At 54.2% G+C, this 26487-nt stretch carries 32 protein-coding genes; 6 read left to right on the top strand and 26 right to left on the bottom strand.

Features of this window, described 5'->3' with window-relative positions; translation table 11 throughout:
• Nucleotides 1-3: 3 nt before the first annotated feature.
• The 12 genes from CPH65_RS08410 to CPH65_RS08360 all read right to left on the bottom strand — a co-directional run bounded on the left by CPH65_RS08410 (nucleotide 4) and on the right by CPH65_RS08360 (nucleotide 9594).
• Nucleotides 4-477 (bottom strand): phage tail protein, encoded by a 474-nt coding sequence (locus CPH65_RS08410; RefSeq protein ID WP_096173079.1) that lies wholly within the window; start codon nucleotides 475-477, stop codon nucleotides 4-6.
• A complete protein-coding gene (locus CPH65_RS08405) occupies nucleotides 477-2888 on the bottom strand; it encodes a tape measure protein (protein WP_096173078.1) in 2412 nt (803 codons plus the stop codon). The genes CPH65_RS08410 and CPH65_RS08405 overlap by 1 nt, the downstream gene beginning before the upstream one ends.
• Nucleotides 2889-3073: 185 nt before the next feature.
• The gene (locus CPH65_RS08400; protein ID WP_096173077.1) at nucleotides 3074-3433 is read right to left on the bottom strand and encodes a hypothetical protein; all 360 of its coding nucleotides are present in this window, start codon (nucleotides 3431-3433) and stop codon (nucleotides 3074-3076) included.
• A gap of 81 nt (nucleotides 3434-3514) precedes the next feature.
• On the bottom strand, nucleotides 3515-4030 hold the full coding sequence (locus CPH65_RS08395) for a phage major tail tube protein (RefSeq protein WP_096173076.1): 516 nt from the start codon (nucleotides 4028-4030) through the stop codon (nucleotides 3515-3517).
• Nucleotides 4031-4045: 15 nt separating this feature from the next.
• Nucleotides 4046-5362, bottom strand: a complete 1317-nt coding sequence (locus tag CPH65_RS08390) for a phage tail protein (protein ID WP_172891486.1) — start codon at nucleotides 5360-5362, stop codon at nucleotides 4046-4048.
• On the bottom strand, nucleotides 5355-5579 hold the full coding sequence (locus CPH65_RS23815) for a hypothetical protein (RefSeq protein WP_157747573.1): 225 nt from the start codon (nucleotides 5577-5579) through the stop codon (nucleotides 5355-5357). The genes CPH65_RS08390 and CPH65_RS23815 overlap by 8 nt, the downstream gene beginning before the upstream one ends.
• A gap of 2 nt (nucleotides 5580-5581) precedes the next feature.
• On the bottom strand, nucleotides 5582-6079 hold the full coding sequence (locus CPH65_RS08385) for a Gp37 family protein (RefSeq protein ID WP_157747572.1): 498 nt from the start codon (nucleotides 6077-6079) through the stop codon (nucleotides 5582-5584).
• The gene (locus CPH65_RS08380) at nucleotides 6072-6554 is read right to left on the bottom strand and encodes a phage protein Gp36 family protein (protein WP_096173074.1); all 483 of its coding nucleotides are present in this window, start codon (nucleotides 6552-6554) and stop codon (nucleotides 6072-6074) included. The genes CPH65_RS08385 and CPH65_RS08380 overlap by 8 nt, the downstream gene beginning before the upstream one ends.
• 12 nt (nucleotides 6555-6566) lie before the next feature.
• Nucleotides 6567-6962 (bottom strand): hypothetical protein, encoded by a 396-nt coding sequence (locus CPH65_RS08375; RefSeq protein ID WP_096173073.1) that lies wholly within the window; start codon nucleotides 6960-6962, stop codon nucleotides 6567-6569.
• Between the two features lie 73 nt (nucleotides 6963-7035).
• Complete coding sequence (locus CPH65_RS08370; RefSeq protein WP_096173072.1) at nucleotides 7036-7974, bottom strand: capsid protein; 939 nt, start codon at nucleotides 7972-7974, stop codon at nucleotides 7036-7038.
• A gap of 39 nt (nucleotides 7975-8013) precedes the next feature.
• Complete coding sequence (locus tag CPH65_RS08365) at nucleotides 8014-8391, bottom strand: DUF2190 family protein (RefSeq protein ID WP_096173071.1); 378 nt, start codon at nucleotides 8389-8391, stop codon at nucleotides 8014-8016.
• A 36-nt stretch (nucleotides 8392-8427) separates the two neighbouring features.
• Nucleotides 8428-9594 (bottom strand): hypothetical protein, encoded by a 1167-nt coding sequence (locus tag CPH65_RS08360; protein WP_096173070.1) that lies wholly within the window; start codon nucleotides 9592-9594, stop codon nucleotides 8428-8430.
• Between the two features lie 557 nt (nucleotides 9595-10151).
• Here CPH65_RS08360 and drt3a point away from each other — a divergent pair.
• Entirely contained in the window at nucleotides 10152-11441 is a 1290-nt protein-coding gene (gene drt3a / locus CPH65_RS08355) for an antiviral reverse transcriptase Drt3a (RefSeq protein WP_096173069.1), read from the top strand.
• Nucleotides 11434-13368 (top strand): antiviral reverse transcriptase Drt3b, encoded by a 1935-nt coding sequence (gene drt3b / locus CPH65_RS08350; RefSeq protein ID WP_096173068.1) that lies wholly within the window; start codon nucleotides 11434-11436, stop codon nucleotides 13366-13368. The genes drt3a and drt3b overlap by 8 nt, the downstream gene beginning before the upstream one ends.
• A gap of 371 nt (nucleotides 13369-13739) precedes the next feature.
• On the opposite strand, the gene CPH65_RS08345 is transcribed toward drt3b, so the two are convergent.
• The gene (locus tag CPH65_RS08345) at nucleotides 13740-14498 is read right to left on the bottom strand and encodes a hypothetical protein (RefSeq protein ID WP_096176308.1); all 759 of its coding nucleotides are present in this window, start codon (nucleotides 14496-14498) and stop codon (nucleotides 13740-13742) included.
• 341 nt (nucleotides 14499-14839) lie between these two features.
• Here CPH65_RS08345 and CPH65_RS08340 point away from each other — a divergent pair, with 341 nt between their 5' ends.
• Complete coding sequence (locus CPH65_RS08340) at nucleotides 14840-15358, top strand: bifunctional 2-polyprenyl-6-hydroxyphenol methylase/3-demethylubiquinol 3-O-methyltransferase UbiG (protein ID WP_096173067.1); 519 nt, start codon at nucleotides 14840-14842, stop codon at nucleotides 15356-15358.
• 144 nt (nucleotides 15359-15502) lie between these two features.
• Here the strand turns inward: CPH65_RS08340 and CPH65_RS08335 are convergent, their stop codons facing one another.
• The 8 genes from CPH65_RS08335 to CPH65_RS08300 form a co-directional block, all read right to left on the bottom strand.
• The gene (locus CPH65_RS08335; RefSeq protein WP_096173066.1) at nucleotides 15503-16006 is read right to left on the bottom strand and encodes a phage virion morphogenesis protein; all 504 of its coding nucleotides are present in this window, start codon (nucleotides 16004-16006) and stop codon (nucleotides 15503-15505) included.
• A 103-nt stretch (nucleotides 16007-16109) separates the two neighbouring features.
• The gene (locus tag CPH65_RS08330; protein WP_096173065.1) at nucleotides 16110-17321 is read right to left on the bottom strand and encodes a PBECR2 nuclease fold domain-containing protein; all 1212 of its coding nucleotides are present in this window, start codon (nucleotides 17319-17321) and stop codon (nucleotides 16110-16112) included.
• Nucleotides 17322-17377: 56 nt separating this feature from the next.
• Nucleotides 17378-18997, bottom strand: coding sequence for a DUF935 domain-containing protein (locus CPH65_RS08325; protein ID WP_096173064.1), 1620 nt, complete (start codon nucleotides 18995-18997; stop codon nucleotides 17378-17380).
• Nucleotides 18994-20640 (bottom strand): phage terminase large subunit, encoded by a 1647-nt coding sequence (gene terL, locus CPH65_RS08320; RefSeq protein ID WP_096173063.1) that lies wholly within the window; start codon nucleotides 20638-20640, stop codon nucleotides 18994-18996. The genes CPH65_RS08325 and terL overlap by 4 nt, the downstream gene beginning before the upstream one ends.
• Nucleotides 20637-21137, bottom strand: coding sequence for a DUF1804 family protein (locus tag CPH65_RS08315; protein WP_096173062.1), 501 nt, complete (start codon nucleotides 21135-21137; stop codon nucleotides 20637-20639). The genes terL and CPH65_RS08315 overlap by 4 nt, the downstream gene beginning before the upstream one ends.
• Nucleotides 21138-21146: 9 nt before the next feature.
• The gene (locus tag CPH65_RS08310; protein ID WP_096173061.1) at nucleotides 21147-21353 is read right to left on the bottom strand and encodes a hypothetical protein; all 207 of its coding nucleotides are present in this window, start codon (nucleotides 21351-21353) and stop codon (nucleotides 21147-21149) included.
• Nucleotides 21353-21778, bottom strand: coding sequence for a hypothetical protein (locus tag CPH65_RS08305; protein ID WP_096173060.1), 426 nt, complete (start codon nucleotides 21776-21778; stop codon nucleotides 21353-21355). Before CPH65_RS08305 ends, CPH65_RS08310 begins: the two co-directional genes overlap by 1 nt.
• Complete coding sequence (locus tag CPH65_RS08300; RefSeq protein WP_096173059.1) at nucleotides 21775-22989, bottom strand: N-acetylmuramidase domain-containing protein; 1215 nt, start codon at nucleotides 22987-22989, stop codon at nucleotides 21775-21777. The genes CPH65_RS08305 and CPH65_RS08300 overlap by 4 nt, the downstream gene beginning before the upstream one ends.
• A gap of 331 nt (nucleotides 22990-23320) precedes the next feature.
• Between CPH65_RS08300 and CPH65_RS08295 the strand changes: the two genes are divergently transcribed.
• On the top strand, nucleotides 23321-23578 hold the full coding sequence (locus tag CPH65_RS08295) for a hypothetical protein (protein ID WP_096173058.1): 258 nt from the start codon (nucleotides 23321-23323) through the stop codon (nucleotides 23576-23578).
• 204 nt (nucleotides 23579-23782) lie between these two features.
• Here the strand turns inward: CPH65_RS08295 and CPH65_RS08290 are convergent, their stop codons facing one another.
• Together CPH65_RS08290 and CPH65_RS08285 are read right to left on the bottom strand one after the other, a co-directional pair.
• Nucleotides 23783-24181: a hypothetical protein gene (locus CPH65_RS08290; protein WP_096173057.1), complete on the bottom strand. Its 399-nt coding sequence runs from the start codon at nucleotides 24179-24181 to the stop codon at nucleotides 23783-23785.
• Nucleotides 24174-24434, bottom strand: coding sequence for a hypothetical protein (locus tag CPH65_RS08285; RefSeq protein ID WP_096173056.1), 261 nt, complete (start codon nucleotides 24432-24434; stop codon nucleotides 24174-24176). The genes CPH65_RS08290 and CPH65_RS08285 overlap by 8 nt, the downstream gene beginning before the upstream one ends.
• A gap of 89 nt (nucleotides 24435-24523) precedes the next feature.
• Here CPH65_RS08285 and CPH65_RS08280 point away from each other — a divergent pair, with 89 nt between their 5' ends.
• Nucleotides 24524-24847, top strand: a complete 324-nt coding sequence (locus CPH65_RS08280) for a hypothetical protein (protein ID WP_096173055.1) — start codon at nucleotides 24524-24526, stop codon at nucleotides 24845-24847.
• A gap of 33 nt (nucleotides 24848-24880) precedes the next feature.
• A complete protein-coding gene (locus CPH65_RS08275) occupies nucleotides 24881-25210 on the top strand; it encodes a hypothetical protein (RefSeq protein WP_096173054.1) in 330 nt (109 codons plus the stop codon).
• Between the two features lie 2 nt (nucleotides 25211-25212).
• On the opposite strand, the gene CPH65_RS08270 is transcribed toward CPH65_RS08275, so the two are convergent.
• Genes CPH65_RS08270 through CPH65_RS08260 form a run of 3 tightly spaced genes read right to left on the bottom strand, consistent with a single transcriptional unit; the run spans nucleotide 25213 to nucleotide 26481 of the window.
• The gene (locus CPH65_RS08270; RefSeq protein WP_157747571.1) at nucleotides 25213-25626 is read right to left on the bottom strand and encodes a gp16 family protein; all 414 of its coding nucleotides are present in this window, start codon (nucleotides 25624-25626) and stop codon (nucleotides 25213-25215) included.
• Nucleotides 25613-25846 (bottom strand): Rrf2 family transcriptional regulator, encoded by a 234-nt coding sequence (locus CPH65_RS08265; RefSeq protein WP_096173052.1) that lies wholly within the window; start codon nucleotides 25844-25846, stop codon nucleotides 25613-25615. The genes CPH65_RS08270 and CPH65_RS08265 overlap by 14 nt, the downstream gene beginning before the upstream one ends.
• 11 nt (nucleotides 25847-25857) lie before the next feature.
• Nucleotides 25858-26481, bottom strand: a complete 624-nt coding sequence (locus tag CPH65_RS08260) for a DUF3164 family protein (protein ID WP_096173051.1) — start codon at nucleotides 26479-26481, stop codon at nucleotides 25858-25860.
• Between the last annotated feature and the right edge of the window lie 6 nt (nucleotides 26482-26487).

Below are 26487 nucleotides of genomic sequence, written 5' to 3'. Positions count from 1 at the left end.
CGCTTAGCTTTTCCTGGTCAACGGGTTGATGATGGCTGAGGCCGCTGTTGCAACCGCAGAAACCGCAGAACGCAGAGACAAAGCAAAGGAGGGAACCTCCAGCAGCTCGATGCTGGCGGACAGACGAACAATGCGCCCGCCCGAAGTGGTTTTCTCGATGACCGGAGAGATGGAGGTGATCTGGTAATGGGTGCCGTCGTAGTCCCCATGTCCGGAGGTAAACGGCATCACCGAGCCGGAAGAGCGGGCAGCCTTGAGGCGGGCATATTCTGTTTGCGGATCGCAGAAGCTTTCATCAAAGAAGAATTCGAGCGTTCGCTTGTCCAGCTCCTCACCGGCATATTGCGGCACCGGCTTGCCTCGCACCACCTTGTGCTCATGGATGGTGTTGCCCCAAGTCTGACTATCGGATTTGGGGCCAGACATGGCATTGCTCTGTCCAAGCGTGAAGTCACCGAGATAGGCATACACCGTCATCAGAAATCGAGCCTTCCATCCTCGTCCATTTTGCGCTTGACCAAATCCACCAGCTCGTCTGCCTGCTCATTGAGTAGATCCATGATTTCTTCTCGGCTGATGGATGCGCCTTCACCCACCGTTACGGTCGGAGAAAACTGGATATGGAAGGTATGCCCGCTTTGCGCCGTAGACGCGCCGGAAGTGTTCCCGCTCGCATGCAGGGCCGAAACGCTGGGTGACGCGGCAACCGGAGCGGATGCCGCAATGGCTGGTGAGGCCGTGGCAACGGATGCGGCAAGAGCAGCCGTTGCTGTGCCCTGTCGGATCCGGTCTGACAGGGCCGCCATTTGCTGGAGTTGGTCATGATGGGCGATGAAGCCACTGCGGTTGGCATAGCTGAGCTCTGGCCCCTTCTCGCCCACCAGCAGTGGGCCACGGTTAAAGGCTCCACCGGAGGCTCGCTGCTGAACGGCCTCGGTCTTGCCGCCACCCAGCCAAGAGGGAAGTGTCGGCATCATGGAGGAGAGCTTGCTGCTGATACTGGAAACCATCTGGTCAACCAGAGACAACATGCCATCCCAAAGGCTCTTGAGGATCTTTACGCCCACGTGGAACAGGTTGATGTTCGAGAAGGTGTCTATGATGCGCTGGACGGCTTCAGGAAGGCCGGTTGAAAGGAGGCTTGCCCAGTCAACAGTGAAGGTTGATTTTATGGTTTCCCAGCCTGCTGACACTCGGACCTTTAGGTCGTCCCAGAAAGAGCCAACCCATTGAGTAATCTCAGACCAGTTGTTGATGATGAGACCAAGGGGAGACCAGTCGAATAGCGTTTTGACAGCCTGCCAGCCCATATCGGCGGTGTTTTTGAGCCGGTCCCAGAATGCTGAAAACCATGCGGAGATCTCGCCCCAATTGTTTGCAATCAGGGCAAGCGGATGCCAGGACATATTGGTTTTGAACCAGTCCCATGCCGCGCTGGCATAATCGACAATCCCGGTCCAGAGGCTGCTGAACCAGTCCACGATGCCGTCCCAATTGTCATAGATGAGATAGGCGGCTGACGCGACGGCCGCCACACCGGCAATGATCGCCATAACAGGCAAGGACAAGGCCGCAATGCCGGACCCGACCAGCATCAAGCCAGCAGCGAGTTGGGCAAAGCCGGTTATGATACCGGCAATGGTTCCGAGCAGAGGCAGAGCGATAAACACCCCAACGAGCCGGTTCCAACCACCAAGGGCATCGGCGGCGAATTTGAGCCATGAACCAACCTGCTTGATGATGTCGAAAAGCTGAAGGCCGAAGGTCCATGCTGCCTGCAGGGTCGCAATGATGTTGTCGCCGATCTCCTTGGCCCAGACCTTCAAGGAGCCATCCGCTTCCATCTTGTTGATGAGATCAAGCAGACCGCGCAGCTTTTCCTTGGCAAAGTCGAAGAGGCCGCTCTCGGCAATCATCAGACGGAATTTGAACCACATGTCCGAAAGGTTGGACAACATGCCTTCCCATGTCTGGGAGAGCTTCTCCATCGCACCGGAATATTTGGCATCGAAGATACCGGAGAGGGTCTTTTGAATGGCAGCCCGGTCAGAGGCCAGAGCCTTTGCGACCTTGGTCACGCCATTTTGGGTGTATTCGTAATAGAAGTATTTGCCCGCCTTACGGGCCTTGATGCCGAATTCCTTCAGCCGCTCATTCTCCCCGGTGACCGCATCGGCCATAGCCTCGACCGCCTGCATGATGGGCTTGCCCATGGCAGCGGAAGTATCGCCAAGGGTCTTGAGAAGGCCATTGGTTGGCTCAAGACCGTAATTGCGCAGCTGCACAAAGCTGCCCATGACATCCTGCAGCTCATAGGGAGTTCTAACGGCAAAGTCCGTCACCCATGCCATGGCTTCCTTAGCCTTGGCGGCGGAGCCGGTGGTGGTTTCCAGAATGGTCTGGTATTTCTCCATCTGGGCAGCCGGACCAATGACCGCATTGGCAGCCCCACCAGCAAGCGCGGTTGCGCCAAGGGCAAGCCCACCGGCCACCATGACCCCGCGTGCAATCTTGCCAGCCCCTGTCTTCATCATGTCCACGCCCTTGCTGACGCGGGAGAGTGCTGCCTTGAGACTGAAGATCCTGCGAATGGCGCGCGAGATAGTGCCGGTGAAGCGCAACATGGCAGCACTGGCCGCGCCGATGCCAGACGCCACTCCTGACGCCGTCGCCTTGAGCACCGACATCAACCGGCTGGATCGCTCTACCTGAGAAGCAAACTTTCCCTGGGCAGCAGTCTGCGCTTTCGTTTGAGCAGCCTGTTGCTTGGCCAGTTTGCCCTGTGCCTTGTTGGCCTTTTCCAGCTTCTTGTTGGCACGCAGCAGCTTTGCCATGCGTTTGGACGCACGGTCGGTAAAGTCTGCAACAATGCCAAGGCGCATGGTCATGGAAAAGTCCTATCTGTGCCCGGCAGTTTTCTCGACCGCCTTGCGCTCAGCTTCTGCCTTTGCCTCATCCATCGCCAATTGCTCGTCAAAGACGGTCAGAAACTCGTCCTCGCGCATGGCGTCGAGATCAGATGAGGACCAGCCGCGATTGACAAGATAGATGTGGCAGTCAAGGGAGGAGAGCCTTAGCCCTCCACCCCGTTTCCCTCATCATCCTCGTCTTCGTCATCAGATCCGAAGATCTCGGCGAGCAGCTCGTTGGCATCGGACATGGGGATATATTCCCGGAAGTCGGCTTCCGTCAGCTTCTCGCCATCAAACAGGCAGATGCGGCAGACATAGAGGATCTGGGCCTTGCCAAGCTTGTTTTTGGCGATGCGCAAGGCGCTGGCCCAGACGCCATGCTTGCGGAATTTGGGATAGCTGACCGTGACGCCGGTTTCGGGCAGTGTGAAGGTGGCATCGCCCTCATTGGAAGCGCGGTAGTTCTTCAGCTTGTCGATGACGCTGGATCGCTTGGTGGAGGCAGTTTCGGTGCCGGACATGGTAAGCTCCTCGGAATGGGTGCATGAAAAAAGCCCCGCGCATGCCGCACGAGGCTTTCGCTTACCATCAATGTGGGCCAATCAGCTCCAGAAAGCGCCGGAACTGTTCCCTGCCTTGTTGCCGAAGACATCAATCTCAAGCAAGGTCTTGTCGCTGTCATGAATGCGCTGGACGAGACGCGAGCAGGAAAAGTCGAGCGGGACCTCTTCATTCTCGCCAAGGCTGACTTCCTGATGCTCATAGCCCGTGAAGCGCATGGTCAGGATGGAAATCCGGGTGAAGGAGCGTTCCGCGTCATAGCCGTCTTCATTGCTGACATCGACATATTGATGGAATTGCAGTTTCTGCGACTTGGTCGGGTTGAAGAAATCCCCCATCAGCTCCGGCTCAAAGAAGCTCATGGTCAGCGAACCATTGAGGGCTTCCAGAACACGGGACGGCGGTTCATAGACCGCCACCTGGCCGAGGGTTTCGATGGTCACGGTTTTCCATTTGATGGCCGGAAGCTGGAAACCCTTGGCGATGCCAACAAGGCTGTTGTCTTCCAGATAGACCTCGGACTGAACCGATTGGCCGTAACGACGATAATCTGCCATTGTTGTTCTCCCTTATCAGGCTACAGCGGACGATGTGTCAGAGGTAGAAAGACCGAGCGGATCCCCGAGCATGTCGGTGTTGATCCAGTCATTGACCGTCAGCCATTCCATGACGCCGACGGGTGCCCATTCGAGCGTCCAGTAATAGTGGCCCTCGGCTACGGTGGCTGTGGTGGTCTTCTGGCGATCAAAGGCAAAGCGGAAGCCGGACAGAGCCGGATCCTTGCCCGTGGTCTTGCCAATCCCGTAGGCATTGATGCGGTCTTCGATCAGCTCAAGATTGGCTGGGCTGCCATTGCGGTCTTTCCATTGGTCCAGGAAATGCAGCACGGCCTCGTGCATGACATCCTCGATCAACTGCACATGCAGGAAGTTGCGCATATTGGTATCGGTCGGCCAGGCGAGCGACCGGTTGCCCGCTGTGTGCGGCCCCTTGCCGTGGCGCTCTTCGCACGTCACCACCCCATTGGCCCGCAGCTCCTGCACATCGGATGTGAAGTCGCCAGGAATATAGAGCACTTCCTGTGCCGGCTCTTCGCAGATGATGGACCGGTTGGAAGGGCTATGGTGATAGCCGACCTCAACGATATAGCGCAGCCAGATGGCCGCCAGCACCGGGCTATACCAGAGTGGCACCGCTTCGCCTGCCGTCAGGGACGTGCTGTCAAGATTGACGAACTTCATATAGGGCCAGCAGCCAACGGCACGCCGCGAGCTGATCTGCCAGTCAAACTCCCCTGTATCGCCACGGGCTTCAATCACCTGCTGAGAGGTGACACCGAGCGGTGCGTCAAGGAAGAAGCGGGCACGCACCTTGTTGGCGATGCTTTCCATCGCGGCTCGCACCCCGGTCTGGGTGGAGAAGCCTGGCGTAAGTAGCAATTTGGGGAACCAGCCGAAAGACTGATAACAGGCATAGGCATGTTGCAGCCCGGACGGGGCACCTGAGGCATCGAACGCGCCGATGATATCAAGGTTGGTGACCTGGCTCGGATCGGGATTGCTCTCTCCGTCCACATGAGTATCAGGGTCAAAGACATTGACCACGCAAATGGTGCCGATCCCTTGTGTGCCTTCCTGATCGAACATCTGATGCAGCGCCGTGGGGATCGTATAGCAATCGCGAACCGGACCGAAATAGCTTTCGATATCTGAACGACGCCGAATGAGGATCTTTTTGTTGATATAGGCTGCCCGAGCCTCGGGTGTGACATGAACTTCTTGAATAGGTGCCGTCCCGACAAGCAACGCCGTTGCGGCCTTCAGTTCGGTGACGGTGGTTCCGCCATCATCGACAGTGACGATCTCTGCGCCATACTTACGCTCACTCATGGTCAGCTCCTTCCTGTGCTGCACGCGTGACAAGCTTCATGGCCTTCCAGCCCTCGACAACCCGATGCCCTTCCAGAAGGCTGTAGGTGCACCCCGGATTGAGGATGTCATCAAGGAAAGTGACAAGCTCGCCATCGGCATTCTTGGTTTTAAGGCAGATCGACTGGACCGGCCCGGAATAGACATAGTCGTTAAAGACTGGCGCGATATCGGCCATGGTCAGACCTCCTGTCTTGCGCGATTGAGGGGATAACGAGGACTTGGGATATTGTGCTCGGCGGCAACAGCGGTGGTCTCGCAGGCGATGTCGATTTGCCAGTCCCAGCGCCCGGCCTGCTGACCGACCAATTGATCGGAGACCAGGTAAAAGGGCTTGCAGCCATCAAGCCGCACATTCTGCGCCGCCTTGCGGATCGTCTCGATAGCGCCATAGGCATGAAGCCGCTCGTCTTCGGCTCCACCACGCAACGCATAGATATAAAGCGCCAGCGTGAACTGCATCTCGCGCACCTGCCGGATCTGGTCAGACGGCTTGCTGTAGCGGGAACCGGAATAGTGGACGAGGCAAACCGCCTCCATCCGCGCCATATCGAAGTCTTCAGGCTTATCGGGGAATGGTGCGATGTAATAGGGCGACGGCAGAAAGGTCTTCAGCCGCTCAACAAGGCCAGCTTCCAGATTGCTCAGCTGGTCTGTTTTGATGATGAGATCAGTCAAAGCCATATCCTTTCAAAACATGGTCAGCCCGTCCCACCGGGAAGGCACTGAGGATCCCGGACCCATCCTCAGCGGATGCGTCATCAAGTCCGGGCAGATCGAGATCGGCGCGGCCCGCATGGATATCCTTGAGCCAGCTCACCACATCCCGATATCGGTCCCTCCATTCATCGGAGACACCGGACGTGTCATGGACCCGATCCCGCAGCCAATAGATGACAAGGGTCTCGGCTGCGCCCTTGAGGGCTTCGGGCATGTCCTCGGGTACCATGGCCTCAAGGGCCGGATAGCGGGATTTGACATATCCCGCGATCATGCTCTGGGCACGTTTGAGCTGCCAGCCAAGACGGGCCTCATCAATCTGCCGACCGGCAGCACCGTTCCAGCCACCTGTCCCGCAAAGAGCAAGCAAGTCCTTCTCGTCCTGCCGGGCAATCAGCTCATCGAGCGTTAGATAGGATCCCGTCTCAGCCATGACCTAACGCGCCTATTCGCTCTGAGGATCAACTTTGAGGGCAGCAGACTGCGCCTGGACGTCCGCCCAGATCGCCTTGACCTCATCGGCAGAGACATCAAAGCCGACCAGTTTTTCGATCACGCTCACCTTCGGCTCCCCGGCCTTGGTGAGATCCGTGTCAGATTTGAGCTGCGGGAGAACATTGATGATGACCCGTTTGCGCTCCTCATCAGAGAGGGATGGCTCGGAGCCAGTCGCTTCATCAGTATCCTCATGGGCCGGTTCACCGATCACCTTGAGCTTCAGGAGCTGGTTGGCTTCCTTCTCGGTGAGCGTGATGCTGTCATGCTCCGGATCGTCGGGTTTGTAGAGCGTGCCATTGTGGCGGACGGCAGAAAGAACGGGGTAAGTCTTCTTGTCAGTCATGGTTTGAGGCTTTCAAATGAGAGGGAAATGAGCGGTGGGTCAGTTATCCAGGCCGCTCACCGCGTCCTGGCGATCAGACGACTGCGTTTTGGATCAGGAAGCCTGCACGATTGGCAACGATGAACTCTTTGACGCTTTCACCGGAGCGAACCAGTTTGCCACCGCGCAAACCCATATTGGCAGGAAGGGTTCCGGCAATCTTCTTGCCGAGCTGGGCCGTGAAGCCGAAGGTCAAACCACCGGACGTGTCGGCGGTGCGATCAATGAACTGACCGGAAATGGTGTTGTCCCAGACGCGATGCAGTTCAGCATTCTCACCCGGTTTGTTGATGTTGACCCGGCTTTCGCCAACGAGGATCCGCTTGACTTCGAGCAGCTCAGTAATCTGGGCACGGGTGGCGCGGCCTTCATCACCGCTATTGCCATGAACGGCTTTCATAACCTTTGGATGCTTGCGGAAGGCACGCCAGGCACGAAAGCCAAAGGTGATCTGGTTGGGCTTGTGCCAACAGGTGGACATCAGATCCTCGACCAGAGAGATCGGATCGGACGCTTCATCCGTCAGCAGGTCCGTGCCGGACAGAGCCTCAACATGATCGGAATGATAATTGGCAGGATCGGTGATCAGTCTCGCAACACGCACTTCACGATCCAGCATGATAATGTTGGTTGCCCGCTCGGTTGCCCGGCTTTCCGGATTATACTTGTTACGCTTGGCTTCCGTGATGGTGGCATTGTCGAGAGGGATGTCGATCCCGAAGTCCTCGACCGAACCATCCTTCTCTTCGCCTTCCAGTTCAACCTGGTTCGGTGCAGAACGGCGACCGACCTTGGTGTCGGGAATGGTGAAGGCTTCCGCTTCGTTGTAGCTCTGCCATTTGAAATTGATGCCAGGCACGTCAACGCGCGGCAGAACATCATCGGCAATCAGTGCGTAATCGGGATTGCGGTAGGCAATAGCGACCGCAGTAAGTGTCGGGCTTTCGGTAAATTGGTCGGTAGCGGTCGACATAGCGAGACCTCTCCAAGTAGGGGTTAAGGATGAACGGCCTTAGCCGTGAAGGATGGCAGGCTGAATGAAGACATGCCCGATGGTGCCAACCTTGGCACCTTCCATGGCGCGTCCGATGATCGGAACCGAACTGCCTTCTGCCGGTTCCGCCTTGATGGCGCGGCCATTGGCATCAGAGGTGATCGGATCGCCATAGGCGACAACACCGCCAAATTCGACTTCGCGGATATTGTCGAGACAGACATCCACTCGGCTATTGGCGGCAGGGGCACCACGGATCGCGGTCGTGCCAAGCAGCACATCGCCGATGCCAGCCCTGGCAACATTGCCTTCTTCAGACCCGAAGGTGACCAGACGGCGCTTCTCAATAAGCCCCTCTGCCATGAAATTCTTGATCAGCCCTACATGCTGCTGCATTGTTCTCGTCTCCAGATTAGGGGGAATGGGTGCGGCTTAGTCTGTCAGGCCACGCTTCTGGCGGATGTGGGAAATGGCGTCGGACGTGGAGACCTCAATCCCCGCTTCACGCTGGGAGACCTGGAAGGCAACCGCCTCATTGGCGATGACCTCGGGATCAGGCTCCTTGCCGTCCGGTGCATCACCCAGATCCATCTCGCCAAACTGGATGATGGGAGGCTGGGTCTTGAGCACGTCTTTCAAGAGATCGACCAGATCGGCTTTCTTGGTCTCGTTGCCATCGGCAAATTCGATCTCGTCCGCATCAAGCTCAGAAGCGCCATCGAGCAGGGCCACCACCTTGGCCCGGTTGCCCGATGGCAGGCGGCCATCATCGACAAGGCCTTCGGCAAAGGCGACATGGGTCTCATGGCGCTGTTCGGCTTCCCGCTCGTCCAGCTCTGCCTGACGGGCGTTCAGCTCGGCCTCTCGCTCAGCAAAGGTAAGCTCAGCTTCGCTTGGTTGTGTAGTGGCGGTCTGGGCGGGTTTGGATTTGGCGGGCTTCAGGGCCATGGTGGGTTCCTCGTCTTCAGAAAATTCGGGGGAAGGAATGTCGGGAGGCAGGTCGCCAGCATCGTCGATCCAGCGGATCTGATAGTCGGGCAGCACATTGTCTGCGGTCTCCAGACCTTCGTTGGCGATCAGCCAGTCACGGAAACGGCGAAAGATGCTGGCAACATCCTTGAAGGCGGCATCGGCAAACTCGACGGCGATGACATCATCCGCCTCACCGGCAAATTCCACCGGCTTCAAACCGGGCACAGCAGGAGCCACAGCCCCAAGAAACCCGACATGTTTGGGATAGAGAGCATCGCCCGCAGGATTGGAGCTTGCACCTGGTTTATAAAAAGCCATGGAGACGCGCTTGTAGCGATGCTGCGCAACCGCATCGGCGAACTGTGGCTCCAGATCACCGATCTCGGCAAAGAGGCGATCCGCCTCATCATCATAGGAAAAGGCCTTCACCCAGCCATAGGCGGGATCGTCAGTCTTGGGATGGCCAACAACAACAGGCACAGGATATGCGTCAGGATCATAACGCTGAGCCAGACCAGCCAGGTCTTCAGCAGACGCACTGAACGCCATGCCGCCCATCGCCGTAAACGTGCCCGGACGGAACACCTCAATGCGCTTCGTTTTGTCTTTGTCATCAACCTTGGCCACGCCGCATCTCCTTGGGATCAAGTTGATGGCAACATGGCAGGTAAAATGATGGCGCTCGCCGGAACTGTTCCGGGCGGCATATGAAGTCAATTTTTGGGGGGAAGCTATCGCCCTTCTATCACCAACGGCAGATGAGAGGCAACCCAACCGCAACAATAGGCCCTCAATGGCTTTCTAACGCGCCTTTAACGCGGCTCGCGGAAATTTTGGGTATGGTGGGGGCTGGGAGGGGGTACAAAACGCGACAGAGACAAATTGTCGGAAAGCTTGATGATCGACGCCTGTGGGCGGATTGCGGACATTTCCCGCAGATGCAAAATCCTGATGGTAGCCAGCAGAAGCGGACATTCTCGGGAACTTTAAGCTCGCTTTGATAGCTGCGTCATGGTCGGGCGGGAGGCAGTCTTTTGCTGCTATCTGCACCGAAGACAGTTTTAGTCACATTGCTGTTTTTGTGCAATTTCTGGTATTGTTATGCTTACATCGCTCAACTAACTTGCATGCGGATCAAATTGTATCGGAAATATTTACAACCTTTTGATAAGAAGTAAACAATAATGCAGATTAGTCCATTTTCTGAAAAATATCTTAGAAGCTGTATTCGGGTCGGCGACTCCAGGAAGTTTGGTGTCGATTTGGCATTGGATTGCGAGGCTCTTCTTTCTCAGATACGCGAACAGGTGGATGATGGCACAATCACTTTTCATCACCGCTCGGTCCCGATTTCCAAAGGGCGAAAGCTGCTTTTGATTAACAACTTTCACGGTGCGCTCGCTCTACGAGCGACCGCGAGGTCTTTGAACAAACAATATGGTGTTAGCTCGGCTAGCCGCGACACTGTGGTTAACGGCGTCTTAGAAACTCTGTTCGACGCTTCACCATTTTATGTATTGCGGTGTGATATAAAATCTTTCTTCGAAAATGTAGATGCAAAGGCAATACTGGCAGAGATTCTTAGTTCAACAAAGACACACTCACACGTAAAGACAGTCCTGAGAGTTCTAGAAACGTCGGGCCTACTTGGGGGAACACAATCTGGCATCCCTCGTGGACTTGGCCTCAGCACCACCTTCGCCGAACTTGCGCTGCGTAAATTTGATCGAGAAGTCATGGAGATCGAAGGGGTTTACCGATATTTTCGCTTCGCAGATGACATTTTGTTGTTTTCAACGCAAAAGGTCGATCCAGCACTTGCCAAAATCAAGGAGATCCTAAGCCCAAATTTCGAACTGAACTCAAAGACGGAAGATGCTTTTCTAGAGTCGATACCAGATTCAGACAAAAATCCTTGCAAAAAGCCAGCCAGCTCGTTCACCTATCTCGGTTATTCGTTCGAATGCTCAAATGGAATTCGAGCTCGAATGAGCCGACAAGTCTTGGTCAAGATATCTAAAGACAAAATCAAAGTCAGAAAGACACGTATCATACTTAGCTTGAAAGCATTCCAAAAAGACAAGAACGCTGCTTTGCTGCTAAACCGAGTGAAGTTTCTCACCAGCAATTTTGAAATTAGAAAGACGGGTCATACTCACGGATCGAAAAAAGCCAGAATCAGGACCGGAATATACTTCAATTATCGGAAATGCGGCTTGTATCAATACAGACGGCAAGGTCCTGAGAATGTCTCAGTTGCTCCAATCGAACTGAAAGAGTTAGATGGGTTTTTATCATCCCTTTTATGGGGAGGTAACAGCCAGTTCAAAACGGAAATTCAAGCTTCGTTCACGCCAGAGCAGTTGGCAGAGTTAAAGAACCTCTCTTTTTACAAGGGGTTCACAAACAAGATGACCGTGCGCTTCAAGCGTGCCACTGTTTCCGAAATAAGAAAGGCTTGGTTGAATGCTTGAACCACACGCACGGAAATTGCGACCTCTCTTGACTGAAACACTGCCATACGAGGTTCCTGTCACCTTTTCCAACGAATTTCTCTTCGTATCCGAGCTAAGAAAGTCTCGGCTTTCTGTTAAAGCACAAGAGTTTTTAAATGGGGACTACAGGAGGCCTTTGAGGCCAGAGACTTACACAATTCCTTTCAGCTACCAGATTCGCAAAGGAGCCAGAGGCTTCAATACACTCAGTATTGTTCATCCACTTCACCAGATCAGAATGGCAACTTTTTTAGTAGGATATTCGAATACAATCATTTCGGAATGCAGTGAAAGTAGATACTCGCTTCGAGCTCCGTACAGAGTTTTGCCGGAAGTTTCGAAGGAAGAATTGAAGAAAGCAGGGAATGCGAAGAAGCTTGGACTAGCACATGTAGCGCCGGAAGATGGACGCTTAGATATTAATTTTGCTCCATCCTTTTTTTCAGTCAAAAAATACAATTTGCTCGACAAGTTTTATGGCTCTAACGAACTTCTAAGGCTAGAGAGCCGATTTCAGTATCTCAGAAAGCTTGATGTAACTAAGTGCTTTTTTAACATCTATACCCATTCAGTGACATGGGCTGTGAAGGATAAACCTTATTCTAAAGCCCAAGCAAACAAGTATACCTTCGAGGGCCGGTTCGATGCACTGATGCAACGGTCCAATTACAATGAAACAAATGGAATTGTTGTTGGACCCGAGATATCACGAGTCTTTGCGGAGATAATCTTTCAGAAGATTGATAGAAATATAATCTTAAAAATGGATAAACACCTTCGCGAGGGGCGTGATTACACTTTCCGTAGATATGTCGATGACTTTTTCCTCTTTACACGGAATGAAGCTGTACTCGACGAACTGAATCGAGCTGTAGAAACTTGTTTAGAAGAGTATAAGCTGTATCCGAACGAGGGAAAACTTGAAAATTTGCGCCGCCCTTTTGTGACCAACATCACCCGAGCAAAACAAGGCATCGGAGATATTACCACTAGGTTGCTAGCCGAAGCAAAAAGGCCGTTAGTTGATGACGAGGACGAACAAACAGAGATACGCCGCAACATGCGAAGCCTACTTGAAGAGTTAAGGCTAGTTGTTCGTGATACAGATGCAACTTTCAACGAAGTAACCGGCTCGATCTATTTTCAGATAGGGAAGGCCGTTAAAGCTGTATTAAAGTCGGCAGAAAGTTTTACGACTAAAACAAAAATTGACGCCATTAATAGAGTTAGATCCATTCTGCGAATTCTATTCTATTCTTTGGCGTCAGATTTTCGCGTTGCTCCGATCTATAAATCTTTCCAAATTCTCGAGAGCTTAAAGAATTTCAAGACTGCAATCGGATTGTCAGAAGCTGAAGCGCTAGATAGCTATCTCGTTTATGAGATAACGGAGCTAGTTGCTACCTATAAACCGGAAAAGATTGAGAAAGACATTTCCTTAGAAATTTGTAATCTGCTTGTGCTTGGTGCTTCGGTTAATAGTGACCTGTTTTTATCCCAGCCCCCTGTTATTGAGCTGTGCACCATGTTGCTTAAAAGGAAAAGCATTGGGTACTTTTCATTTATTGCGATGATTTTTCTGTTGGCGCAAGCATCGCCGTCTGTTGATGTTGATAGGGCGCTCGAAACCATCTCCAAGTTGGCTCTCAAACAGGTTCGTAGAAACAAAACAGAACTCAGGACTAGTTCAGAGGTATACCTGATGTTTAGCGATATTATAGGATGTCCCTATATTAAGGTTAGCAAAAGAAAGGCCTTAATAAAGGAAGTTTGTGGCGTCGATGACCTATCGGACGATGATATCGAAAAGCTCGCAAAACACGTTGCATTCGTCGATTGGAACGCCGGAAGAACGTCTCATTTTTTGAGAAGAAAGCAGTTGCAGCCTGTATACTCGGCGGTCTAAGATAATTGTGGGCGGTTGCCTGAGATATCTGAGCTGGACGCGACGGGACCCATTACTAGGCCTCTGCGTTCCTTCTAAGTTTACGCTTTTGCGGACCACACACATACAGGCACGCCCAACTATCCATTTTTCGATCCGAAAGTGTCACAAAGTGGTGGCAATAGAGCGAACGCTTGCCACCCATCTAAGTTAGCATTTCCGCTTCGGCTGACAAACCGGACGTTCATTGCGAGGTGCACGAAAGGCAGCTTTGGGCCGCGAATGCAAAACGCAAGCCTAGATGAGCGGCTTTCATCATTACGCATCGCACTCGACCGCTTGGGGCCGCAAACGCTAAAAGCGCCACATCTTGGTAGCCGAAAAAGCATCTCTCATTGAACGGATATTGGCCGCAGCATGTTGTCGGTATCAAGGTTGATCGCGCTGCGCCAGAGTGGGGTTTTGAACACATGACATACAGGCTTGCTGCCTCCTTCTTCACGTGTCTCCACCAGCAACCCAGCCCATTCGAGCGGACGAAGTACACAGGCTGAAAACACAGCCATCTCTCTCCACCCTGCAGTGTGCCAATCTTGCGGCTCACCGTAGAAGATTTCGAACAAGGCAGCCTCGGTCGTGCCTTGATCGGCTTCGACGTTAATCACATTCATCCAGACCTCCCACTTCCCGAAGGGACGGTTTTCAAAGCGTGCATAAGAAGAGTGATCCATCTGAAGCACAAAGTATGGGATCAACTCGGCAAACAGATGGCCAGGAGATTGCGCCAGTTTTATGCCCCGCTTGGTCAGTCGAAACTCACCCTTGAAGTGACGTCCCAGGCGCAGGGAGATGAGCAGGAAATGGATAATCTCGAGCGGAGGAAACTCATATTCATTGATTACCTTGTTATAGCGGAACATCTCTTCTGCGCTTTTGCCTGGCCAATTGAAATTCTCGACGGCCCAATGGACGAAAATGCGCTTGAAGGCCTTAGATTTGGTCAGAGCGATTGATCCGTGCTTCTGCGCATATTGCAGTGTAAGGAGCGCACCGTGCAGCAGCGGGGAATGCGCGAGGTCGGGATGGTCATCGGAAAGGGAGCGGAATTCTATCATTGCAAGATCTTGCCACAGACCGCGCTGTAGTTCCATAAAGTCCGCATCGTGAATATGCATCTCCCCTGAGATTGCACATCTGCGGCAAATGACCGGATGGGAGGGGAGCGCCGCAGTATGACAGCTTATCGCTGAGTGTCTCTTAAGGGGCCGCGATTGCAAATCACCAACCTGGATGAGCGTTGTCGCATGATGATGCACTGCACCAGTCCGGTTCGAGCCCAAATTGGACACTAAAAGTGGCAGGACCGTTTGCAGCTGTGAGTTAGCAAAACTAAACGCTGGCTCGAGACGTTTTCCTCGTACAGGCTATGGTTTCTTCAAGACACCGCAAGAGACAGCCTTGCAAATAACAAACAGTCGAGAAAGATGCCTGTATGATACGCGCCGATATTATAGAGAGAATTGAATTACCTAAACCAGGTAGAGTGCTAGATGTTGGTGCAAGAGAGGGAGGGATGGCGAGGTATTTCGCAAATAAGGGCCATAACGTTGATGCAATTGATCCTGTGGTTTTTGAAGAATTGGCTTCAGACAAAGAGATCAATTTCATTCAAAGCAGATTTGAAGATTTTACCACAACTCAGCGCTACGATCTTATCGTTGCATCTCTCGTTTCTCACCATATCACCTATTCCCTCGAGGAGTTCCTCGGTCGCTTAAAATCCCTATTGAATGATAACGGCACCATTTACGTGACCCTATTGGGCCTAGATGATGATTGGGCAGCGAGTCCAATAGCAAAATGCATCAGCTTTGATGAAGCCAATATCATCTACGAACGAGCGGGCTTCAATGCCGTTTATAAAGCGGCTGAATGGTTCGAAGGACGGGTCTATTCGGGTGAAAGCAAGTTTTGGAATCTCTTTCATTTCGTTTTAAAACTGCCTTATTAAGAACATTGAAACGCCTCGACTTGCTTGCTGGCTTTTCGAAGAAGCCTGAACCGGAGCACAGCCACGTATGCCTGCTTTGGGGACGCTGGCTTTTGGTGAGAGGGTCTTGGCGAACGGCGGCTCTGGGCCGTTCCGACCATATCATCAGTCCCCAAAATACCCCTCCAGCTCCTCCCGGATCACCTCTTCATCCTGCCGTCCGATACCGATATAAGGCCGTGCGGGGATCTTCACGCCCTTGCTGAAGACATAGCCTTCAGCCCCGCGTGAGACAGGGATGCGCAGGGAGTTGAACCGGCGCGGCTTGATCGTTGCGCCGCGCTGCATGACCCAGACCTTTGGATGGTTGAGATTGGTGCCGACCTCCGTGCGGGAGGATGAGGCTTCAAAATGGATGGAGCGCATCAACTCACCGCTGTCGCGCAAGATGCCCCTGGGCTGGCGGCGGTTAGAGAGGGTAAGTGGGGCGAGCGGTGCCCATTTGTTGCCATCCGGGCTCTCTTCACGCTCGAACCGGTCCATGGTCTGATCATAGAGCGCCATGCCGATGACACGATGAATAGCGGCCTTGTCTTCGATCTTGTCGATCAGACGGCGGATCTCCTGATCTGCGGAGGCATAGTCATATCTGAAACTGAGGAATGGCATTTAAAAAGCCCTCCAGGGGTGCTATATTTACATTGATGCAATCGGGGACAGGTGCGTGTCTCCACTCGATTGCGCAAATGGCAGTTCGCACCGGCTGCCATTTTTATTTGCGCTGCCATAACAAATGGCCCCGTCGCCAGCTGTTGATTTGATTGTGGTTTGGTTTGAGCTTGCGACCACGTGCTGCATTGTAGGCTGTGGTCGCTGACCAGCCATGCTGGGACCATTCGAACACAAGCAACCCGGCAAGATTGGGAGCTGAGCGCAGATAACGGCGCTTCAGTATCCATTCCTTCCTCACATCATGCCATTCCCAGTCAACCCAGATTTCATCTGGATCCATGATGGCTTCGGCGAGCTGCTTAAGGGCGGGAGCACGGGTGCTGTTCAGTTTGCTGGAACCGTCCGCCCTTTGGAATAGTTTCCTGCTGAGAATAACAATATTGCCCGCCTTGTCCCGAAAGCTCTTTTCTTCATCAAGATCAGCATCAAAAGCCTCTAGGAACTGTGACACATAATATTCGTGTGTTTGACCAGTAGGAAGAAGTGGAGCCATCACAGGCTTGGAACCACCTGATAGGGCGGGCAGATTGTTCATTTCCGGCAATTCCATTTGCCTGCCTGCTGATCTTTGCAGTTCCCTTGGCACCAGTCCATCTGCCCATGTCCGGCCTGGGGCATAGGCCCATCCCATATCGACGCCAGCGGGATAGTCGATTGGGTCACCTGTGCCGGGATCCAGTTTCTGTTGGTACTGGATGGAAGGGGCGGTATCGGGGCCTTCCTTACCAACGCGTTTGAGCTTTGCCCGACTGACTGGCCGCACGCCACAGCCGCATTTCCAGCCATTGGGCGGGTAATAGGTCTGCCACCATGGATCATCAGCCGGAAGGATCAGCCCATCCCACGCTTCATGCTCTTCGCGCGGATGAAGCGGAATGCGTTCCCAGGCATGCTTATACTGCCAGTAAGGAAAGGCCTTAAGCGTGGCCGGATCGGTCATCTGCTTGTAGCGACCGGCAGCATAGGCGGTTTTGAGATTGGTCTCATAGATGACGCGGGCACGCCAGTTGCGTCCGCCCTTGTAATCCCAGCCGTGCTTTTTGACGATCTCGTCAAAGCGATCAAGAAAGCCGGGATGATAGGTATCATCCTTGTCGAGCCATCCCTTGAGCGGCATGCCCTTTGCGATGGCGTCATCAATGGCCATCTGGAAGTCTTCCAGCATGGCATCCTTCTGTGCCCCGGCCACGACAAAGGCCCGGTCATGACCATGATGGAGCAAATCGGACCAGGCGCGGGTCGGAAGACGCACCTTCTGGCGATGGAAGTCCAGAGCCTCTTCAAACGGCCCTATGTCGGCAAAGGCAGCTAGATTTTGGTCTTTTTTTTTGAGCCACGCGCCCCGGAAGGATAGATGCCCGTCTCGTCAAAGACATCGGATCGGCCCGTGATCTCAGAAAGGGCGATGGCGTTGCCCATCACCCGGCCCATTGGATCGATCTCCAGTTCGCCAGACAGCTCCAGCAAGGCCTGAGAGGCCTCCGAGAAGCTGGACACTTTCGACAGGCGTTCCTGGATATGATCGAGCCATGCTTGTTGCTGCGGTCCCGCCAGCTCTTCCAACTGATCAATCAGATGAGCAATCGGGCTGTCATCATCAGCAAATGTCGCGTTGTCCTCTGGCTCTGCCGGTTGAGGTGTGGTCAGCTCGACCGGCACCATTTCAACGTCGAAGACAGAGGAGAGCCAGTCCTGGACATCCTTGGGTTCAAAGCCCTGTTTGCGGGCAGCATCAAGAGAGCGGATTTCTGACTGCTGTCGAGTGGCCCGTTTTGCCTTCTGGTCTTCCTCTTCACTTTCGTTGCGAGGGCGCGGACGCCACACGGTCGGCGGGTTGGCATCGGGCCAGTTCTGCTCTGAGATCCATTTGATGAGGGTCGGGTTGAGCGTATCGGAAAGCTGGTCGCAATCATCATCGATAATGCTGTCGGTTTCTTCTGCATGGGTTTGAGACGCAGCGCGAGACCCTTGCCCCTTGAGGCTGGTCGACAGGGTGCTGCCCAGAACCACCTCGGAGGTCTGCTCATCCCAGAACCGGCACCATTCCTCATAGGAGGCATTGCCTGAGCGGGCTGCTTCCAGAAAGCTGACCTCTGTGCCAATGGGGGCAACAAGCGCGCCCTGCTGAACCATCGCCATCAGTGAGTTGAGCAACTGGTCCTGTTCTTTCTTGGGGGTGCCGACCGCATATTTGCCGAACGGAATGGGAGCGGCAAACTTGTCGAGGAACTTCATCCAGAAGGAAACGCCCTCGCGCTTGAACAGCACATGCCAGAAAAGGACGGAGCCGAGCCCCATGCCGTAAGGATTGTTTCCTTCGGCATCGAACCGATGGACAATGAACTTGCGAACGGGCAGCTTGATCCCGTCGATGGAATTCTCTGGCACCAGAAGACGCGGGTTCCAGTCCTTGTCAAAGACAAAGCGGCTTGGGTCGTGGGTCTTGATCCTCTCCGGCACCACATGCCCGTCCACATTGCGGCCCCAGACGATTTCCGAGATGGCAAAGCCCTTAAGAATGGCTTTGGAGAGTTCCTTGCAAATGGCGTCAAACGGCAGGGCATTGAGGATCTCCTCCATGCCGTCCCTGGCCTCGATATCCTTTGTATCCTCGCTTGCCGCCTCCACCATCCATTCGCGCCGGGTGATCTTGCTGTAGCGCTTACTAAGTGTGGCCTTGGCCCGACCATCCTTCATGACCTCGTCATAGAGCTTGAGGCCCTTGTGTGGCCCCTTTTCCTTGATGGTCGTATCCTGCGGCACAAGGATGTCCGAATAAAAGGGGACGGTGATGTCATTCTGCGCCGTGGCGATCAGCTGGCCACCCTGTTTGGGCAACTTTGCCTGTGTGGCCTGTTGTGAAGTCTGTTGCGCCACTTGCTGGACGGCACGGCGGCGAGCACGGTTTCGGCGGGATTTGCGGCTCATAATCGATAGCCTCCTAACGCGCCCTGACTGATTGGGGCAGCGGTGGTGATAGAGGTGGCGGTCAGGGTGGTAGCGGCCATTTCGATGGCATGCTTCCAGAGCATCTCAAGGCAGTCCGGCCCGTCATCATGGTCGGCCATGGGCCATTGCTGGAGCTGATCAATGAGGGTCTGCTGGCTCTTGTGAAGGCGGATGGTGCCGTCCGAGATCGGGATCTGCAGCCGCTCGATGCGCAAGTTCTTGTCAATGATCGGCGTGACCGGATAGGCAGGCAGGGCAAGACCGGCTTTTGCCGCCCGCTTCATCAGTTCGGTGCGCAGGAACTCCTGGAACTGGACCACCTCGGCAAACCACATCTGGCAGTGGTATTCCCGTTGCATGGCAATAATGTCATCAATGATGAGATCGGGCACGCGTCGGCGAATGGAGGCTTCGACAATATCGAGAATGGTGCTCTCTTTGTCATAGGCTCCAACAAGGATGGCAGACGGGTCGCGATTGCGATTGTTCTTACCAAGGGACGGATCAACAGCGCCGAAGAACAGCCAGTCCCGATTGACCCGCACCCACCAGGTGATGCTCTGAAAGGGATTGTCGAGCGCAAGCGGCTTGTTCTGATACTCGGATTCAAAGGCGGCATGATCACCGGCCCGCTCTTTCATCAGATAGATCAGCGTATGATTGGCAGGCCAGTTGAGCTCTGCACCCTTGTCCATCGCGGCCTTATTGGCCGAATAGAAGGCGTCGGCCTCCGGTTCCCCCTCATTGAGATAGATCTCTTCCCACTCGTCCCACCGCGCCATATCGTTAGGCCATTCAAGGACGGCGCGGAACTCGGTGACGCCCCAGCCCGGCTTCTTGGCATAACGAACAATCACCGCATCAAAATGCAACACGGTGCCCGCATAGAGCACATCCATGGAGCCATCGGTCGGGCCAAGCTTGAGGACAGCCTTGGCGATCCAGCTTTCCAGTTTGTCGCGCTGTTTGGGGCTGGCGACATTCTCGTCATTCTCGATATCATCTAGGATGGCCAGATCCGGGCGATACGGGCCATGGCGGCGGCCTCGGATCTTCTTGCCGGTGCCGAAGCCCTCCACCTTCACATTGTTGCGGGTGATGATATCGCCCTCACGCCAGACACGGCCCTGCCCGAAGACATCGGGGAAGTCATATTTGAGGCGAGGATTGACCTCAAGCTCGGCTTTCAGGGCTTCGAGCATGACAGCGGCCTGCTCAAACGCATCCATGATCAGGACGATATAATGCTTGAGGCCTCGCACAATGCACCAGAGCGGGAAGATCAGGCTGATATGGGTGGATTTGGCCGAGCCGCGTGGCGCGATGACCAGTTTCTTCTGCCCTTCCCTGGTGGCGACCAGCATGGGCAAATTGTCATAGAGATGCTCATGCAGCAGCGACGGGGCCGAGGTCAGATAATGCGGGAAATAGGTCTCGGCAAAGAAGCGATAACCGGTCTCCGGATCCTGCACCTTTTTGAGCCGCTCGGCCCGCAGCTTGGGGTCAATCGGGAAGGCTTCAACTTCCAGCTCGATCTTCAGGCGGAAGGCTTCCGCCATCTCGGAGAGGCCGTCGAGGAACTCCCTTGATTTGAGCTGCTTTTGCACCTTTGGCGTGCTCATCCATAGACCTCCACTAGTCGCTCCCCGAAGGGTTCAAGGATCTCCAGAAAGGCTGCGGCATGCTGGGGATAGAACTCGCGGATGAACTCGGCCTGTCGCTGCAAGACATCATTGGCGACACCCAGCTCAGAAATCTTCGGCGCGACACGACCGGCGCTGGCAACCATCTTGTTGAAGGCATCGGAAAGACTGGCCATGGCCTTGACCCGCTCTTCGGGCGACAGGTCGCCGTCATCCTGCAATTGCTCTATGGTGGCCTTGAACAGGGTGACGAACTGTTCGACAACTCCGGAGACAACTGTCTCCAGACCTTCTCCCGCCATCATGTGCGCGGCCCGCGCCACATCCCAGTTATCGCCGCTCTGTTTGGCGTCCCGCTTCCAGCGGCGCACGGTGGCCTCAGAGACGCCAATAGACAAGGCAATGACCGGGATGGCTTGTTGCTCCCGGATATAGGCCCTGCGGGCATCGGTCCTTTTTTCGTCTTTATGCGCCATGGCCGGATATCACATCCCGATCTTGTCTTTGATGAAGGCCAGACCGATCGAGATCACGCCGGAGGTGATGACCGAATTGGTGATGGAGCGCCTCTCGACCAGGCGAAGGCGCTCATCCTGCTTTTCGAGGCGGTGATCAAGGCCATTGACTTTGCCGTCGATCCCTTTCAGAAGCCCCTTGATCTCTCCCAGCTGCGCATGGATTTCCTCGGACATCAGGACTTTCCTTTGTTAAAGAGATAGGAGCGGATACCCTTCTCAATTGGTCGGGTGAGGAAATAAGCGCCAACGATCCAACCGGCCCAATCCCCTATCGGATCGGGCAACTTCGCCACGTCCCATTTGAAGTGAAACAGGCTGTCGGCAATCACCGCGCCATAGTAGGCAATGGTGGGATAGGCAAAGAGCGGACGGATCATGGCCGTCAACCACCAGCCCTGTTCCGCAATGACGATATCGCGCGCGGCATTGCGGGTTGCGACATCCGCCCTGATTTCTTCGATTGTAACCTTTGCGCCGATCTTGGTGCGTTCGGTCAAGCTATCGGCCTGACGCTCAAAAAAGGACAACACCCGGTCAACAAGATCGATGCCGAGAAGAGAAAGCAGCTTGGTGCCAAGTTTGACGATCCATCCAATCATCCCACATGCCTCCAGTTCTGAGCGTCCATCAGACGGCGCTGTTTGATCTGATGAGCGATAAAGAGGATGGCGAGACCAATGAGGCCAAAGGCCATCCACTTGTTGTCCGCGATCAAAGAAAAGATCGGCGAAAGCTGTGCCCGGAGGGACTGCAAGGTCGCAGTCATTTGCCCCAGACCATCAAGCAGGCCGCCAGGATCAGCGCCATCGAGGCCACCGGCAAGCGTGCCTGTGCCCAGAACAGCACCACCAAGCCGCGTTAGCCAATCGGCCTTTCTAACGGTGTCAGAGCCGGATTTGCGAAGGTATTTGACCGTCAGACCATTCCGGCCATTGCCGAGTTGCTGGTTGATCGGTACGGCGACGTCAAGAGCGGCCTGTGTCTTGGGGCCGACCAGGCCGTCTGTCTTCAGGCCATGATCGACCTGGAACGCGACAACAGCACGGCGAGTAGCCGGACCGAAATCGCTATCCACCTTGACGTGATAACCGAGGTCACAGAGACGCTCCTGCAGGGCCTTGACCATATAGCCCGATGACCCGAGGCGGAGCATGGCAAAGCGCGAAGATGGTTTGCTCTTCCTGCCATCTTCTGATCCACCAAGGCGAGCATAGGCCTTGCGCATCAGGCTGGCATAATGGGCCACCTGACCAGAGCCATTGTAACGGCGGGCAATCCCCTCCCAATCCTTCTCGCGCAACGCGTCGGCAAGGCCGGAATACTCAAGAAAGGACAGGAAGGCTTCAACGCAATGGGTACTGGATTGAGCCAGCGACAGCACATACTCGGAAACAGTGGCATAGCCGCAAAGACGGTGATTAAACCCCATTCCCTGAAACGATGCATAGGAGGCTGACTTGAGCGCGGCTTCCTCATCAAGCCGAACCCACCTTTCCATCAGGTTCCAGCGTTGATCGGATCCCTTGCCGCCAAGGCCTTTGTAATTTGCACGAGACCATTTGCTTGTAGACAGGTGCAAGCTCAAAGCCTTCTTGCGCAAGCTCTTTGGCAATTGGCGATTAAAGACATGCTTTTCGGGGAGAATGATCAGGCGACCCTGATCATCATAATCATCACCACCGCTTTCCACCTCCAGAATGGCACGAAGGACGGTGACTTCACAGCCGATACGACTGGCAAAGGCTTCAATGGTGGCTGAGATATCGGTGACTTCGCCACCGCCTCGACGCAACTGGGCTACAACAGACATGACTGGCCTCGTGAAATTCGGGACGAATTTTGAGACAACTGTCTGCTTTTAAATTACGGGAAGCGCCGGAAGTGTTCCTGGGGAAAGCTATTTGGTAGGATCGTCTCGAATTCACACTCTGCGGACGAAGCGGGCTTTCGTTGCAGCTACGCCAATGCCCGCTTGTGGGACCATGTTAAGCTTATTATTCTCTGCTCTGAGTACCATTGCAAAAGTCATGACTTTTGCAAAAAGTGGAAGTTGATTATTGTTTTGGTTGTAATGTAGTATTCGCACTCTCTTTTTGATATGTTACTGTAGACATCACGTTATTACAATAATTGAGAAGATTATGTTTTTTGCTCGTATTGGTTCAGTGCTCGCTTGGATAGGGTTTGTGATTGGAATGCTTTCTTTGGGCATGGGTTTTTGGCTTGGCTCTAAACTGCCGATTGATGACCCGCAGGCCTTAGCGCAAATCCAAGCGTTCTATGACCACCGATATGGCGCAACAACGGGCGAAATGGTCACAAGGGGTTTCTATATGGTGCTTGGCTCTGTTGTTCTAGGGATATTGGCTAAGATTGCTAGGCGACAACGAGAAGCCTGACCTTTCATATATGTGGGAGCACCAGTCCTTCGAATTATTCCCTTTGCCCTGACACTAAGACCCTTCTTTATCGAACAGCTAATTTTAAGATGCGCCCCATAAAAGTGTATCTTAGGCTAGGATATAAAACCTCGTGCAGAAAGCTGCCGTTGATGCGTCTTGCAAAAATATGCAAAATGGGCTCAGAGCCGTCATTTGTTCTGATCACCCCACTCGCCTCAGAAAATCCTCAATATCCATCTGTCGCTCATCGACACGGCTTGGCAGGGCTTTGCCCGCCAGCAGCATGCGCACATAGCGTTCTGATATACGCAGTTCGAGGGCAATCTCGATTGAGCCGAAACCCTCTTTGTGCAGGCGCAGGGCTTCGGCCCGATTGTCGGCTTTGCGCAGACGGGTTGGCACATAGAATTTGTCGCCGGGGAACTGATGGATCAGCAGGTCGGCGGTCTCGCGATCAAGGCGCGAGAGCGGGTTGTCTTCGGTCCAGTGAAGAGGCACTTTGATCTCGATGCCAGGCAGCTTGGTCATCAGCTCATCAACCACCTCGCGCCCAACAATATCCGCGATCATTCCCATATCCTCGGTCAGAAGCTCAGTCATGGCTCTCTCCTGTCCGAAGCCGCCTGATGCGCTCCATTTCGTTGGATGTCAGCAAAATGGTGATGACCTTCCCGCCCTTGAAGATGTAGCGCAGGCCATTCTTGCGCATGGAAACGGCCCCGGAGGCAATGGCCGTCGCAGTCTCGTCCGCGATCTGCTGGCGAACCCCATCAAGATCGATCTCAAGGACGCGTTCGAGATAGCGGACGAGCGCATGATCCGTCACGAAATCAGCGGGCAAAGGCTTGTTCATATGGTCCTCCCGACAACGGGCGGCATTGACAATTGGCGAATGGCTAGCGTTAAGTTCCTCCACTGATTGTAAGAGTAGGAAAGAACACCATGCGCATCGCTTTGATTCTCGCAGCATTGATTTTGAGCACATCTACGCAGGCAGCCGAGCTGGCTCAATGGCAGCAAGATGCACTTAAACTGATCAAATCCGAAAAGAAGGTCATAGATGCACGATGGAAAGATCCTGTTGTCAATGCCATGCACGTCACGATGGCGTCTGACGGCACCCGCAAAGATGGATATGCCGAGTATCTCTGCATGCTTTTCCCAGATGTCGGTGCCCCGAAAGATCTCAAGACCATCACCATATATGATGACGCGGCCTACAAGGCTGGCGGCGTTCAATCTATTGGCATGGCAGCCTGTCGCTAGCTCAACCCTCCCTTCAGTTTGAGGATTTTTATCATGAAAAAATGGCTTGCCGCTCTCGTTATTGTCATTCCGACCAGCGCATTTGCGCAGATGGACGACTTGACCTTTTTTACAGAGATGTCTGCTCTGGCAAAAACTGTTGCCATTCAGGAAGAATGCAGCATAGCGGTTGATGCAGATGCGATGATGTCCTTTGTCGCTCACTATTTTGAAGGAAGGGAAAGCGACGTGCTCGCCCAGTTGGATGGTCAGGTCATGGTTGCCAAAATGAGCCTTGAGAAGGCGAGCGACCTGCAGAAAAAGGTGCTTTGCTCCGCTACCGAAAAATATGTTGGGAAGCACAAGCTTGGGACTTCTCAATAACCTCATCTTCCCACCCTCCGCTCTATCGTCTTGAGGGCTTCAATCACCGGGCTGGCCTGCTCGAAGGTCAACCATTCCGGATTGTCGATGCCGGTTTCCGCTTTGACAAAGGCCCGCAGGGCATCTTTGTAAGGCAGCTTCCAGTAGCCAGTCTTGTCGATGTTTTTGGCGATGGCATACATGAGCCGAACATAGGGCTTAGAAGAGGTCGGACGGTGCTTGCCCCCCGACTTCGGTTTCCAGCCAAGGCGACGCATTTCTGCGAGGACGGATTCGCGTTGGGGTTCGGACATCTGGCCTGCACTGTCTTTGCCGGTAATCCGCATCAGCAGCGAGCGGTAGGTGGTCTCGTCCAGCCCCAGATCCTTCTTTGCAATATGAATTTTCGCAAGTGCTGCCGAACTATGCAGAGCCATACTGCCCTCCATCGACGGTCAGGCTCCACTCACCCGTGCAGGGCTGACAGACCAGCCCCTTGTTGCGTAGGCGATGAAGGGCGTTCCTGGTGAAGACACCACCAAGCCCGGCGCGTCGGGCAATAGCTGAGGTCGAGGCCAAATGCCTTTCAGCTTCGGGTTCGATGAGATGCTGCAGGGCGTGCAGCACCTTTCTTTGAGCATCGGTGAGCCTGGTCATCCCTCCCTCCTTCACGCGCTGGCGATATCGAGAGAAACAGGACTGCGCTCTTCGCTTCCCTGCTGTCGCTTGTAGGCTCGGAAGTAGCTCTTGGAGCCGGTGACGCGCAGAGCATCGGAAATGGCCTCCATGGCCTTGAGCCATTTCTCATCTTCGATATTGAGGCGGCGCAGTCCGAGGACACGACCAGTGGAGATCTTGCCCTGTTTGTCGACCTGGAAGGCATCGTCGACCAGTGCCCGCAAATTGGCATTGGCGTCTTTGCTCCAGTCATGGATGCATTCGTCAATCAGGGCCTTGGCGGCTTCCAGTTCTGGCCCAAAGGAAATGCTCTCGGAGATGGCTACTACCAACTGGAGCGAGCCGTCATAGCTGTTGAGGGTGACATTGCCCTTTTTGCCGCCACGCTTGGCTCCGTATTTCTCGGCGATCAGTTCTCGGAAGGCTTCCACGTTGCCCAACGCTCTTTGCTTGAAGGCTGCCAGTCTGGAATTGAGATCCTCCGCTTCGGCCATCAGATCGCGCACCAACGCATCTTCCTCGATATGTTCGGGTTTGACGGTCTGGATGGGAACCAGGGCACCTTTGGCATTCTCCATATAGCCGTCCGGGATTGTCTTCACTTGCTCTGTCATGGTTCG

It is taken from the genome of Cohaesibacter sp. ES.047, from assembly GCF_900215505.1.
Lineage (GTDB): Bacteria > Pseudomonadota > Alphaproteobacteria > Rhizobiales > Cohaesibacteraceae > Cohaesibacter.
This window is presented reverse-complemented; position numbering and strand designations above follow the sequence as displayed.